Genomic DNA, 13,262 nt, shown 5'->3' on the forward strand with positions numbered 1-13,262 from the left:
TCCATCCGCGGAATCAGACTGGATTGCTTCGCTGCGCTCGCAATGACGGAGAACGTCGAAAGACCTGAGAACCATCGATGGAATCCGCCCAACTCGTCATCCTCGCCGGCCTCGGCATCGGCCTCGTTTACGGTGCCGTGGGCCTGCTCAGCGGCTTCTGCCTGATGAGCAGCATGCGCGGCTGGCTGGCGGAAGGGGACGGGCGGCTGGTGCGGACCTATGCGCTGGCGATCGCGGTTGCGATCGCCGCGAGCCAACTCCTCGCCGGCAACGACATGGTCGACCTCGGCAAGACGATCTATCTGCAGCCCTCGTTCTCGGTGCCGGTGCTGTTCCTCGGCGGCCTGCTGTTCGGCTATGGCATGGTGCTGTCGAACGGCTGCGGCTCGCGCGCGCTGGTGCTGCTCGGTCGCGGCAATCTCCGTTCCTTCGTCGTCGTGATCGTGCTGGCCATCGCTGCGCAGATGACGCTCAAGGGCCTGATCGCGCCGGCGCGCATTGCCCTGGTTCAGGCCTCGCAAACCACGGTCAACGCGAACTCGCTGCCGTCCCTGCTGGCGACGCTCGGTCTCGCGGGCGCGCTGTCGCGAGCGCTTGCTGCCGCGGCGATCGTGGTCGCGCTGATCCTGTTCGCTTTCGCGCATCCGGCGTTCCGTCGATCGCCCGGCCAGATCGCCGCGGGGATCATCGTCGGTCTCCTCGTTGCGGCCGGCTGGTACGTCACCGGTTATCTCGGCGCCGACGATTTCAATCCGGTCCCGGTGACCTCGCTCACCTTCATCGCGCCGATTGCGGACGCGCTGCAATACGCCATGCTGTCCACCGGCCTGACGCTGAACTTCGGGATCGCGACGGTTGCCGGCGTGTTCGCCGGCAGCCTGTTGACCGCGCTCGTCACGGGCCGATTCAAGTTCGAAGGCTATTCCTCGCCGCGCCACATGCTGCGCTCGGGCGGCGGTGCGGCGCTGATGGGGATCGGCGGCGTGATGGCGTTCGGCTGCTCGATCGGGCAGGGGCTGACGGGCGTCTCGACGCTCGCGCTGGGCTCGTTCGTCGCCCTGGCCGGCATTCTGCTCGGCACGACGGCCGGCCTGCGCGGAGGTTTGCGCGTTCAGCCGCTCGCGGCGGCCTGACCGCGCAGCAGCCGGTCTCCCAGGGTTGCAAGGCCGATGCCGGTGACGATCAGCACCGCGGCGATGGCAAGGCTCATGTCGATGGGCTCACCGAGCAGGATCGCAGCGCTCGCAATACCGACGAGCGGCGTTCCCGTGGTCCCGAGCGACGTCGTCAGCGCCGAGATGCTCTTGTTGACCATCGACATGGCCCAATAAGCCAATCCCGTTCCGATCAGGCCGGAATACAGGAACAGCAACACCAGCCGCGACGACCATTCCGCGTGCGGCGGGCCCTCGACGAGGAGCGCGCCGACGGTCAGCACGATCGTTGCCACGAGCAATTGCCACAGCAGGAGCTGGAGCGGCGAGGCGATCCAGCGGTGCGCGCGGATATAGATGATGTTCGCCGCCCAGGAGATCGCGGCCAGGATCACCATGCCGGCGCCGAGCACGACGTTGCTGTTGGTCCAGTCGATCGAGGTGGGGTTCAGGATCACCGCAAGCCCGACCAGTCCGAGCAGGGCGCCGGCCAGCTTCGGTGCCGTCAGCGTTTCCTTCCCCAGCAGCGGCGCGGCGATCGCCACCCAGAGCGGCGTGGTGTAGCCGAGCACGATGGCCTTGCTCGCGGGTAGGAAGCGCACGCCGGCCGCGACCAGCACCGAGAATATCGTCATGTGGAGCAGCGCCACGCTGAGGATCACCGGAATGTCGCGCCGCTCCGGGATCACCAGATTGTTGCTCAGTCCGAGGATCACGAACAATCCGGCCAGCGCGATCCAGCTCCGGATCGCCGACGTCCACAGCGGCGGCAGAAACTGGACGAGCTGCTTCGTCACCGACCAGTTCACGCCCCAGGCCAGCACGACGATCAGGAACAGGCCGACGGCAGCGCGCGGGGAGAGGGCATTCATCGCGGGAATCCTTGAAGCAATACGGTCTGCGGGATAGCATCCCGGCTGGCACCTGAAAAAGTGCCAGATTGGAAAGGAATAAGGTGCCAGATTCGGACGGCATGATCTCCGCGCTGATCGATCTGAACCGCGGCGACGACGAGGGGCTGGTGGCGCAACTGACGAGCCAGCTCCGAAGCCTGATCGCGATCGGCCGTCTTGGCAAAGGCCGCGTGCTGCCGTCGAGCCGCCGGCTCGCAACCGATCTTGGCGTGTCCCGCAATACCGTCACCTATGCGTTCGAGCAGCTTGCCGCAGAGGGTTATCTCGCGGCCTCGCATGGTCGCCGGCCCGTAGTGACGGTCGACGGCGGCGCGCAGCGTGATGGCGCGGAGGTGGCCGTATCCGGCGCGCGCTCCGCAAGGCCGACACTCTCTCCCTGGGCTACGCGGCTCAAGCAGGCGGACTGGCCGCTGTCCTATCAGGCGCCGTTCAAGCCGTTGCGTCCGGGGCATGGCGATGCACGCGAGTTCCCGAACGAAGTCTGGGCACGCTGCCTGCGTCGCAGTGCCGTGCTCGCGGCCCGGCGTGAGATCGGTCCGGTCAACCGCCCGCGCCTTTGCGAGGCGTTGGCGCACTATCTCGCGACCAGCAGAGGCGTTCGTGCCACGGCCGATCAGATCCTCATCCTGCCCAGCGCGCAGGCCGCGCTGACATTGATCGCGGCCGTGCTTATCGCGCCCGGCGACGAGGTCCGGGTCGAGGATCCCGGTTATCCCGGCGCGGCAGCCGCGTTCCATGCCTCCGGCGCCCGCGTGACCGGCATGAGGCTGGACGAGCAGGGAATGCGGTGGACGTCAGGATCGGCCGCGCCAAAGCTCATCTTCATGACGCCGTCGCATCAGCACCCGACGGGACGATTGATGTCGCTGGCGCGCCGCAACGAGTTTCTCAGGGCAAGCCGGCCCGGCAAGACCTGGATCGTCGAGGACGATTACGACGGCGAATTCCACTATGACAGCCGGCCCGTGCCTGCCTTGCAGGGCTTGGACGGCCATGGCCGCGTGTTCTACGTCGGGACATTTTCGAAGGCGATGACCTCGGATATCCGCCTCGGCTATCTCGTCGTACCGCCGGCGCTGACTGGCACGTTCGAGATCGCGCAGCGGCACATCGGACTGATCGCGTCCAGCCACATCCAGGAAGCGCTGGCCGAATTCATCGCGGACGGGCATTTCCTCGCGCATCTGCGCCGGGTGCGCCGGCTCTATCATGCGCGCCGGGATCACCTCGCGGAAGGACTGCAGCGTCACCTCGGTGAGGCGCTTACGGCCGAAGTGCCTTCAGGCGGCATCCAGCTTGTGGCGCGCCTCAAGCGCGGCCGCGCCGATCGAGCGGCGGTCAAGCGGCTCATCGAGGCGGGGGTCGTGACACGTGCCCTGTCCAGCCTGGCGCTGGGCAAGCCGCGAGATCACGGCCTGCTGCTCGGCTTTGCCGCGTGGCGCGAGAGCGAGATCAGCGCGGCGCTGCGGACCATGGCATCGTGCTTCTAGCCTGCTAGTCGACCGCCTTCGTCACGATGCGGATCTCCGATGTCAGGGTTCGGTGCACCGGACATTTGTCCGCGATCTCCATCAGCTTCTTGCGCTGATCCGCATCGAGCGCGCCGTCGATTGCGATGTCGCGCTCGATCTGGTCGAGCATGCCATCGCGCGTCTCGCACTCCGCGCAATCCTTGGCGTAGATCTTGGAATGCTTCAGCGTGACCGTGACGCGGTCGAGCGGCAGCGACTTGCGGTCGGCATAGAGCCGCATGGTCATGGAGGTGCAGGCGCCGAGGCCGGCCAGCAGGAAATCGTAGGGGCCTGGGCCGGCGTCCTCACCGCCGGCCGCAGCCGGCTCGTCCGCGACCAGATGATGCGGGCCGACGGTGATGGTCTGGTTGAACTTGCTCTTGCGGGTCTCCTGCACCACGACCTTCCGCGGCTCCTCCGGGAGGTTCATCGCCTTCGCAGGTTTCGCAGTGTCGATGTAGCGGCTGGCCCAGGCCACGATCACATCGGCCGCGTAGAGGGCATCGGCCGCCTTGGTCAGCAAATGGTCGGCATGGTCGAGCGAGACGAAGCTCTTTGGGTGCTTCGCTGCAACGAAGATCTTCGTTGCATTGTCGATTCCGACGGTGTCGTCGACGGGGGATTGCATGACCAGCAGCGCTTTGTGCAGACCGGTGATGTCCTTCATCAGCTCGTGCTCGGCAACGTCGTCGAGGAATTCGCGCTTGATCCGGAACGGACGGCCCGCAAGCGAGACCTCGACCTCACCCTGCGCGCGGATATTGTCCAGATGCTCCCTGAACAGACCGGTGACGTGTGCGGGATCGGACGGCGCCGCGATGGTCACGACGGCCTTGGCTTCGGAAATCCTGCCGGCTGCAGCAAGGATCGCGGCGCCACCGAGGCTGTGGCCGATCAACAGCGACGGCGCCTTGCGGGTCTCGCGCAAATGATCGGCGGCGCGCACGAGATCGGCGACGTTGGAGGAGAACGTCGAATTGGCGAAATCGCCTTCGCTCGATCCGAGCCCGGTGAAGTCGAAACGCAGCACCGCAATGCCCTTGGCGGCGAGCGCAACCGAGATGCGCTTGGCCGCCAGCGTGTCCTTGCCGCAAGTGAAGCAGTGCGCAAACAGCGCATAGGCCGTGGGCTCGCCGTCCGGCAATTCCAGCGCGGCCGCGAGCTGATGGCCGCCTTCGCCGGTGAACTGAAAGCGTTCCGTCGGCATGTACGCCCCCTCGTTGTTGCTAGAGCTCTAATCGTCTGAATAGCGCTGCTCGGCCCAGGGATCGCCGCGGTTGTGATAGCCGCGGACCTCCCAGAAGCCCGGCGCGTCCTCGGTCAGGAACTCGATGGCCTGAAGCCATTTCGCGCTCTTCCAGAAATACAGATGCGGCACGACCAGCCGCACCGGCCCGCCATGCTCCTCCGTCAGCGGCTGGCCGGACCAGCTATGGGCGAGCAGCGCATCCTCGGCGGCGAAGTCTTCCAGCGCGAGATTGGTGGTGTAGCCGTCATAGGAATGCAGCGTCACGAAGCGCGCATCCTCGCGCGGCTGGCACGCCGCGAGCAGCTCGCGCGTGGCAAGACCTTCCCATTCGTTATCGTAGCGCGACCAGGTCGTCACGCAGTGGATGTCGGAGGTGAACCGGGAATGTTTCTGGGCGGTGAATTCGGCGAAGGTCCAGAACACCGGATTGTCGACCGCGCCATAGACGTCGAGCCGCCAGCGCTCGCGCGAAATCGGAGGCATGACGCCGAGATCGAGCACCGGCCAGTCCTTGGTGAGATGCTGGCCGGGCGGCAGGCGCTGCTCTTCGGGCCGCGTGACCTTGCCGGTGAGGAAGCGACCCTCGCGGGCCCATTTCTCCTTGGTGCGGGTTAGCTTGCTGTCGGGCGGCTCGTTGTCGGCGGTCATGGAGCTACTCGTGGCGATGCATGGCGGAAGCGTGCTTGGTATCGCGCATGGTGGAATAGATGATCAGCGACAGGCAGATGATGCCGGCGAGATAATAGTAGAACCAGTCCTCGTGCCCGATGGTCTTGAAGTAGAGCGCGATCGCCGGTGCGGTGCCGCCGAAGATCGAGACCGTGATCGCATAGGGCAGGCCGACGCCGAGCGCACGGACATTGGTCGGGAACAGCTCGGCCTTCACCACGGCATTGATCGAGGTGTAGCCGGCAACGAACAGCCAGGCGCAGCAGATCAGGATGAACGCCATGAAGGGCGACTTGGTCTCCTTCAGCGTCATCAAGAGCGGCACGGTTGCAAGCGTGCCTGCGACACCGAAGAAGATCAGCAGCGGCTTGCGGCCGATCTTGTCGGAGATCGCGCCGTAGATCGGCTGCAGGAGGGTCGCGAAGATCAGCGTTCCGAAGATCACGAACGTGGTCTGGTCCTCGGTCAGCCCGACCGACAGCTTGACGAAGGTCTGCATGTAGGTCGTGAAGGTGTAGAAGGCCGCGGTGCCGCCGGCGGTGAGGCCGACGACCAGCAGCAGTTCGCGCGGATAACGCAGCAAATTGGTGATCGAACCGGTCGGCTTCACCACCTTCTTGGCTTCCTCGAACGCCTCCGTCTCGTGCAGGCCGCGCCGCATCACTGCGGCAAAGATCGCGAGCGCCGCGCCGATCGCGAAGGGGATACGCCAGCCCCAGGCCTTGAGCTCCTCAGGCGTGAGGAAAACCTTCTGCAGGAGCAAAAGCACGATGATCGCGGTGAGCTGGCCGCCGATCAGGGTGACGTACTGGAAGCTCGAATAGAAGCCGCGGTGCTTGGGATCGGCGACCTCGCTGAGATAGGTGGCGCTAGCGCCGTATTCGCCACCGAGGCTGAGGCCTTCGATGACGCGGGCGAGCGCCAGGATCACCGGCGCGGCAAAGCCGATCGTGGCATAGGTTGGCGTCAGCGCGATGATCAGCGAGCCGAAGCACATGAAGACGACGGACAGGGTCAGCGAGATGCGCCGGCCGAAATGATCGGCGAGATAACCGAAGAACCAGCCGCCGAGAGGGCGCATCAGGAAGGTCGCCGCGAAGACGACGGCAACGTTTAACTGCTGGACGACAGGGTCGCTGCCGGGGAAGAAGGCGGGCGCGAAATAGAGCGCGAACGCCGTATAGGCGTAAAAATCGTACCACTCGACGAGATTGCCGATCGAGCCGATGAAGATCGCCTTGATCCGCCGCCTGGCGTCGGCGAGGTCGATGTGGTCGGAGGCCGGGTGGGTTGCTTGCTCAGTCACGTCCGGCCCTTCGTCGCTGTGGGAAAGGCCTACATCGCCTTTCCCAGCAGAAATGGCAACTGCCGGGGCCCCCGCACCGTGCCCTGCGACCACGTCACTGTGCCTGCCGGATCGAGCCGGAAGTCCGGAATGCGCTTCAACCATTCCTCCAGCGCAACCTGCATCTCCATGCGCGCGAGATTGGAACCCACGCAGCGATGGATGCCGAGGCCGAAGGCGGCGTGGCGGTTCTCCCGACGGTCGATCACGACTTTGTCAGCGTCCGGAAACACCTTGGGATCGCGGTTGGCGGCCGGGAACGACAGCAGCACCATGTTCCCCGCCTTGACCGGGCAGCCGGAGATCGCGGTGTCCTTGACCACCTCGCGGGCCATGGTCACCGGCGAATAGGCGCGCAAGAGTTCCTCCACGGCCATCGGGATCAGGCCGGGCTCGGCGATCAGCCGCTCCCGGTCGGCCGGCGTCCTCGCGAGGTGCCAGAGCGAGGAGCCGATCGCGCTCCAGGTGGTGTCGATGCCGGCGATCAGGAGCAGGCGCAGCGAGCCCAGCACATGGGATTCTTCCAGCGGCTGGCCTTCCCGGTCCTTGGCGTTCATCAGATAGGAAATGAGATCGCCGGTCGGTTTTGTCTTGCGCTCCTCGATATGCGCCCTGAAATAGGCGCTCATCTCCTGCACGGCCTGAAGCAGCTTGGTCTCGTCCTTGATGCCGAGCTCGAGGATCATGTGGATCCAGTTGATGAAGAGATCGCTGTCGCTCTCGGGAATGCCGAGCATGTGCGCGATCGCTCGAACCGGAATGTATTTGCCGTAGCGCGAGGCGGCATCGACCTTGCCGTCGGCGATGAACTCGTCGATCAGCTCGTTGCAGATCGCGCGCATCCGCGGTTCGAGCCTTTTCATCGCGTCCGGCGTGAAGGGGGGCAGCAGCAATTGCTTGGCCGGCTTGTGCACGGGCGGATCGGAGGTGATCGGCGGGGCCGCGTTCCGCGCAACCTCCGGCCGGACGTCGCGCACGATGATGCGGCGCGAGGAGAAATGCTCGGTGTCGTTGGCGATCTCTCGCACGGCCTCGTAGGTCGTCGGCATGTAGCAGCCGAGAAAGCGCTTTGTGTGCACCACCGGGCTCGCCGCCCGCAGCTCGTCCCAGATCGGAAACGGATCCTCCGTCCATTGGGGATCGGTGTGGTCGAAATCATGGACCCAATCGGTCACGGGCGGATGGGCGGCGGGCTGGCTGACATCGGACATGGAAGGGGAATCCTTGGCTCGTCTTCGCTGACAGGACGCGGGCAAAGGCCGCGCTACTCCTCGATCACATCGATTGCGATTTCCGGGCAGTTGGATTTCGCAAGCCAGGCCTTGTCCTCGAGACCCGGGGGAACCGTGCCGTCGCCGGCTTCGTGGGCGTTGCCGAATTCGTCGAGCTCGAACAGCTCCGGCGCGAGCGCCTTGCAGCGCGCGTGGCCCTGGCATTTGTCGGGATCGACGTGAACCCTCAGTCGCTCGGTCATGGCGGCATCCTTGGTCGTATGCGCGGGGCCCTGAAAGGGGCGGCGCGTTCCTCGTGTCAATTTTATCCGCGGCATTTGCCGCAGGCTTTAAGTTATATGCTATTACATTCGCGCCGGGCTTTCCCTGTCAAGCGCAAACTTGTAGGCTCGACTGCGACATGCGCTCACAACTCGCCCGCAAGCCTGCGAACACCTACCACCATGGCGATCTTCGCGATGCTTTGATCAAGGCTGCGCTGCGCGAGGCGGAGCAGGGCGGCGCCGAGGCGATCAGCATTAAGGCGCTGGCAAAACAGCTCGGCGTCTCGCAGCCGGCGCCCTATCGGCACTTTGCCGATCGGGAGGCACTGCTCGCGGCAGTCACGGCCGAAGCGTTCCGGCAGCTCAGTGCAACCTTTCGGGCGGTGATGGCGAAACCGTCAACGCAGTCGAAGCTGTCGCGGCTGGCGCAGGCCATGCTGGACTTCGGCTTGCGCCGCAATGGCATCTATCGCCTGATGTTCGCGTCCCGCATCGTGTCCTGCGCCGCCAAGGGCAGCGAGCTCCATGAGGCGACGCGCGAGACGTTCGCGCTCGTGATCGAGGCGCTGGAGGTGCCTGCCGTCGGCTATTTGCGCGAACGGCAGGCGCTCAAGATCTGGGCGGCTCTGCACGGCGTGGTGATGCTGGCCGAGCAGGGCCTGTTCACCGGAGAGGCCGCGCAGACCACGCGCGAGGAGCTGGTTGAGGATTTCGTCAACGAGACGAAGACCGCACTCGCGGCTGCGATCAAGGACGCGCGGCGTCGGAACAAAACCGGCGCTTAAGCTTTCGCCTTCAGCAGCCTCATCAGCTTGTCGACCGCGCTGTCGGGTGTGGTCACGACGGGACGGCCGGTGGCTTCCGCGACCGCCGGGGCAGTGGCGGCGATGCTGAATTGCGCCAGCGCGATGACATCGCAATCGCTGAGGCCCTTGGACGCTTCGACGATCAGCCGGTCGTGCGTGGCACGGTCGCCGCGATCGAGCGCCGCCAGGGCGCCTTCGGCAAGCTTCGGCACGATCTGGACGGCGGCCGGAAACTCCGGCGGCATCGACACCAGCGTCGGCGGGAAGGTCGAGAGCAGGCCGATGCGCTTGCCCATCGTCACCGCGCGCTCGATCATGGCTTCGTTCGGCTTCAGCACCGGCATCGGCGCATGCGCCCGCGCGACCGCCTCGATGCAGGGGCCGAAGGCGGAGCAGGTGAACAGGATGCCGTTCGCGCCCGTGGCCGCCGCATATTTGCCGAGCGCCAGGAAGCGCACGGTCATGGCGTCGTTCAGCTTGCCGTCCCGCGCAAGGTCCGCCGACAGGCTGTCGTCGAGCAGGTTCATCAGCCGCGCCTCGGGCCACGCTAGCGCGAACGCCGCCTCGATCGGAGCGATGGAGTGCTTGAGGGCGTGGATCAGGGCGATGCGTGGGGGCGTCGTCATTGAATGTAGTTACCCGGTCTCGTGCCCCGGCTCTGCAGCGCAGCACGAAGTGATGCGCTGCAGAGCCGGGGCCCATTCCTTTAGAGGGTCAGCCGTGGCCTCCTGGGTCCCGGCTCTGCGCAGCAGCATTGCATGCTGCAGCGCGTCCGGGACACGAGAGACGCTACTTGAACGGCACCGCGTACATCAAGCCGCCCTTGCTCCAGAGGCCGTTGAGGCCACGATCGAGCTTGAGCGGGCTCGCCTTGCCGACATTGCGCTCGTAGATCTCGCCGTAATTGCCGGTGGCCTTGATCGCCGTCACCAGCCATTTGTTGTCGAGGCCGAGCCGTGAGCCGAGATCGCCGGAGGCTCCCAGCAGGCGCTGGATCGCGGGTGTCTGCGACTTCGCCATCTCATCGACATTGGCTTGCGTGACGCCGAGCTCTTCGGCCTCGATCAGGCCGTAATGCAGCCAGGTGATGATGTCGCTCCAGACCTCGTCGCCGTTGCGGGTGAAGGGCCCGAGCGGCTCCTTGCTGATGGTCTGCGGCAGCACGACATAGTCGGCCGCGTTCGGCGCTGCGGTCGTGACCGCACCGGCGAGCGCGGAAGCGTCCTGGGTCATGGCATCGCAGCGACCACCGAAGAAGGTCTGGTACATGGTGTCGACGCGGTCGAACACCAGGGGCTTCCAGTCGATGCCGTTGGCGCGGCCGTAATCGCCGAGCGTGACCTCATGCGTGGTGCCCTGCGCGACGCAGACGGTGGCGCCCTTGAGGTCCTTCAGCTCCTTCACGCCGAGGTCCTTCTTCACCACAAAACCCTGACCGTCGTAGAAATTGATCGGGCCCTGGCGCAGGCCGAGCGTGACGCCGCGCAGGTAAGTCTGGGTCGAGTTGCGGTAGAGCACGTCGATCTCGCCCGACTGCAGCGCGGTGAAGCGATTCTGCGCCGTCAGGGAGACGTAGCGCACCTTGTTGGCGTCGCCGAGCACGCCGGACGCGAGCGCGCGGCAATAGTCGACGTCGAGGCCTTTGTAATTGCCTTGCGAGTCCGGCGCGGAGAAGCCGGCAAAGCCGGCGCTGACGCCGCATACCAGCGTGCCGCGGCTCTTCACCGTGTCGAGCGTCGCGGCGGATGCAACGACCGTCGATGCAGCGAGCACGCCCGCTGCGATAACCACTTTCCTCATCATGCTACTCCCCTCAGTGATTGACACTACGCAAAACGTTGTCGACGGCCGTGCCGAGCTTGCCGACGATCTGGTCGATCTCATCGGCGGAGGCGATGTAGGGCGGCGCCAGCAGCACGTGGTCGCCGCGAACGCCGTCCACGGTGCCGCCGCCGGGATAGCAGCCGAGCCCGTTGGCAAAGGCCTCCGCCTTGATCTTCTGGTTCAGTTTGAGCGCGGGGTCGAACGAGGCGCGGCTGGCGCGATCCTCGACCAGCTCGATCGCCCAGAACAGGCCGCGGCCCCTGATGTCGCCGACATGGCGGTGATTGCCGAAACGCTCGGTCAGCCGCTGTTCGAGCTGCTTGCCGCGCTCCTTCACGCGGTCGAGCAGGCGATCCTCGCGGATCACATCCTGCACCGCGAGCGCGGCTGCGCAGGCGAGGGGATGCGCGAGGTAAGTATGGCCGTGCTGGAACGCACCTGAGCCGGCGCGGATGGTGTCGATGATGCGGCCGCTTGCGAGCATCGCGCCGATCGGCTGGTAGCCGCCGCCGAGCCCCTTTGCGATGGCCTGGATATCCGGTGCAATGCCTTCCTGCTCCCAGGCGTGCGTGGTGCCGGTGCGCCCCATGCCGCACATGACCTCGTCGAGGATGAGCAGCGCGCCGTGCCGGTCGCAGATCTCGCGCACCGCCTTGAAGTAGCCGTCCGGTGCGGTCACGGCGCCTGCGGTGGCGCCGACGACGGGCTCGGCGAGGAACGCTGCGACCGTGTTCGGACCGAGCCGCTGGAACTCGGCCTCGAGCTCGGCCGCCAGCCGTGCCACGAATTGCGCGTCCGATTCTCCGTCATGCTTCTCATGATAGGCGAACGCCGGCGTCACGTGGCTGAAGGCGGCCGAGAGAAGCGGCGCGTAGGGTGCGCGTCGCCAGGCATTGCCGCCGGCGGCGAGCGCGCCGAGCGTGTTGCCGTGATAGCTCTGCCGGCGCGCGATGAAATGCTGCCGCTGCGGCTCTCCGCGCTCGATGAAATATTGGCGCGCGAGCTTGATGCTGGCCTCGATCGCTTCCGATCCGCCGCTGACGAAATAGGCGTAGGCAAGACCGCCGGGCTCGTGACCAACCAGCCGCTCGGCCAGCGCCTCGGCCGGCTCGGACGAGAAGAAAGCGGTGTGGGCATAGGCCAGGGTCGAGGCCTGCTTCGCCATGGCCGCGATCACGCGAGGATGCTGGTGACCGAGGCAGGAGACCGCCGCGCCGCCGGACGCGTCGATCACGCGCCGTCCGTCCTCGGCGAAGAGATAGACGCCTTCGCCGCCGATCGCCTTGGGCGGCGTTTCGCGGAGCGAGCGGTGCAGCACGCGGCTGGTGCGGGCGGCCATGGGTCAACCTTTCTCTGGGACGTAGACGGAGGCGGCGGTGAGGCGCGCCTCGGTATTCTCCAGGCGCTTCTTCGCGGCCGTGCCGCCGAGCGAGAACGTCACCGCAGCCAGCGACTGCGCGATCGCGATGGCGCCGGTGAGACTCGGGAAGAAGCCGGGCGAGGAGGCCGCCTCGAACAGCAGCACGTGGTCGGCGCCCTCGGCCATCGGCGCCGAGAGGCTGTCCGCGATCGCAATCAAGGTTGCGCCGCTGCGATGCGCGGCCTGCGCGACACGGACGCTCGCATGAGTGTAGGGCAGGAAGCCGATCACGATGACGGCTTCGCCGGGGCGGAAGGCGCCGAGATCGAGATCATCAGGGCCGGATGTGCCGACGAGCTGCACCTGCTCGGGGCGGAACAGCCGCAGCTCGTAGTTCAACAGCTCGGCGACGCTGCGGCAGCTGCGATAGCCCGTGATCCAGATCCGCTTGGCGTCGTGAAGCGCGCGGGCGGCCTCCGCGATCGGCTGCGCCGGGATACGCGGAAGGCCGGCAGCTTCGGCCTCGAGCTTGTCGATGACGAGCGCGACATCGGCATTCGGGCCATGGCGGCGGCTCTTGGCGCGGCCTGAGAAGGGCGAAATCTGCGACGGCCGCCGCGCTTCCGTCAGCGCTGCGCGCAATTCGTCCCAGCCGGAATAGCCGATCGCTTTGGCGAGGCGCGTGAAGGCGGCGGGATCGGCGCCGGCTTCGGCGGCGAGGTCGCGCATCGAACGGGTGGTGGCGTCGTAATCATTGGCGGCGACGAAGCGGCCAACCTCCTGCAGGCGCAGGGGGAGCGATGGCAATGCAATGCGCAGTTCGCTCAAGGGCGAGGATTTCGCGGGCTCGGCCATGAAACATTTGTTGCACGCTTTTTAGATTGGTGCAACAGTTGACGTGCCGCTGCCGGAAATCGTTGCTTCAAGAAGGATTT

General features: G+C 66.0%; 13 protein-coding genes. 3 read left to right on the forward strand and 10 right to left on the reverse strand.

All coding sequences use genetic code 11. The features are described from left to right. The first annotated feature begins 77 nt into the window (after positions 1-77). A complete protein-coding gene (locus QRQ56_RS18885) occupies positions 78-1,133 on the forward strand; it encodes a YeeE/YedE family protein (RefSeq protein WP_438742139.1) in 1,056 nt (351 codons plus the stop codon). On the opposite strand, the gene QRQ56_RS18890 is transcribed toward QRQ56_RS18885, so the two are convergent. Beyond that, positions 1,112-2,026, reverse strand: coding sequence for a DMT family transporter (locus QRQ56_RS18890; RefSeq protein WP_438742140.1), 915 nt, complete (start codon positions 2,024-2,026; stop codon positions 1,112-1,114). The genes QRQ56_RS18885 and QRQ56_RS18890 overlap by 22 nt on opposite strands. 101 nt (positions 2,027-2,127) lie before the next feature. Between QRQ56_RS18890 and QRQ56_RS18895 the strand changes: the two genes are divergently transcribed. Then, positions 2,128-3,558 (forward strand): PLP-dependent aminotransferase family protein, encoded by a 1,431-nt coding sequence (locus tag QRQ56_RS18895; RefSeq protein WP_438742363.1) that lies wholly within the window; start codon positions 2,128-2,130, stop codon positions 3,556-3,558. 4 nt (positions 3,559-3,562) lie between these two features. Here the strand turns inward: QRQ56_RS18895 and QRQ56_RS18900 are convergent, their stop codons facing one another. From QRQ56_RS18900 to QRQ56_RS18920, 5 genes are read right to left on the reverse strand one after another with little or no spacing between them, the layout of a single operon-like run. Then, the gene (locus tag QRQ56_RS18900) at positions 3,563-4,786 is read right to left on the reverse strand and encodes a bifunctional alpha/beta hydrolase/OsmC family protein (RefSeq protein WP_438742141.1); all 1,224 of its coding nucleotides are present in this window, start codon (positions 4,784-4,786) and stop codon (positions 3,563-3,565) included. Positions 4,787-4,813: 27 nt separating this feature from the next. Then, on the reverse strand, positions 4,814-5,476 hold the full coding sequence (locus QRQ56_RS18905) for a sulfite oxidase-like oxidoreductase (protein ID WP_438742142.1): 663 nt from the start codon (positions 5,474-5,476) through the stop codon (positions 4,814-4,816). 4 nt (positions 5,477-5,480) lie between these two features. Beyond that, on the reverse strand, positions 5,481-6,803 hold the full coding sequence (locus tag QRQ56_RS18910; RefSeq protein WP_438742144.1) for an MFS transporter: 1,323 nt from the start codon (positions 6,801-6,803) through the stop codon (positions 5,481-5,483). 29 nt (positions 6,804-6,832) lie between these two features. After that, complete coding sequence (locus QRQ56_RS18915) at positions 6,833-8,053, reverse strand: cytochrome P450 (RefSeq protein WP_438742145.1); 1,221 nt, start codon at positions 8,051-8,053, stop codon at positions 6,833-6,835. A 53-nt stretch (positions 8,054-8,106) separates the two neighbouring features. Next, positions 8,107-8,316, reverse strand: coding sequence for a ferredoxin (locus QRQ56_RS18920; protein ID WP_100181354.1), 210 nt, complete (start codon positions 8,314-8,316; stop codon positions 8,107-8,109). Positions 8,317-8,474: 158 nt separating this feature from the next. On the opposite strand from QRQ56_RS18920, the gene QRQ56_RS18925 reads away from it, so the two are divergent. After that, on the forward strand, positions 8,475-9,122 hold the full coding sequence (locus QRQ56_RS18925; RefSeq protein WP_438742146.1) for a TetR/AcrR family transcriptional regulator: 648 nt from the start codon (positions 8,475-8,477) through the stop codon (positions 9,120-9,122). Here the strand turns inward: QRQ56_RS18925 and QRQ56_RS18930 are convergent. The 4 genes from QRQ56_RS18930 to QRQ56_RS18945 form a co-directional block, all read right to left on the reverse strand. Continuing rightward, positions 9,119-9,769 (reverse strand): aspartate/glutamate racemase family protein, encoded by a 651-nt coding sequence (locus QRQ56_RS18930; RefSeq protein ID WP_438742148.1) that lies wholly within the window; start codon positions 9,767-9,769, stop codon positions 9,119-9,121. The genes QRQ56_RS18925 and QRQ56_RS18930 overlap by 4 nt on opposite strands. Positions 9,770-9,932: 163 nt before the next feature. Then, on the reverse strand, positions 9,933-10,946 hold the full coding sequence (locus tag QRQ56_RS18935) for an amino acid ABC transporter substrate-binding protein (protein WP_438742150.1): 1,014 nt from the start codon (positions 10,944-10,946) through the stop codon (positions 9,933-9,935). A 10-nt stretch (positions 10,947-10,956) separates the two neighbouring features. Next, positions 10,957-12,306 (reverse strand): aspartate aminotransferase family protein, encoded by a 1,350-nt coding sequence (locus QRQ56_RS18940; RefSeq protein ID WP_438742151.1) that lies wholly within the window; start codon positions 12,304-12,306, stop codon positions 10,957-10,959. A 3-nt stretch (positions 12,307-12,309) separates the two neighbouring features. Further along, positions 12,310-13,182 carry a MurR/RpiR family transcriptional regulator gene (locus QRQ56_RS18945; RefSeq protein WP_438742153.1) on the reverse strand — a complete coding sequence of 291 codons (873 nt, stop codon included), beginning with the start codon at positions 13,180-13,182 and terminating at the stop codon, positions 12,310-12,312. Between the last annotated feature and the right edge of the window lie 80 nt (positions 13,183-13,262).

Source organism: Bradyrhizobium sp. U531, assembly GCF_051710265.1.
GTDB lineage: Bacteria > Pseudomonadota > Alphaproteobacteria > Rhizobiales > Xanthobacteraceae > Bradyrhizobium.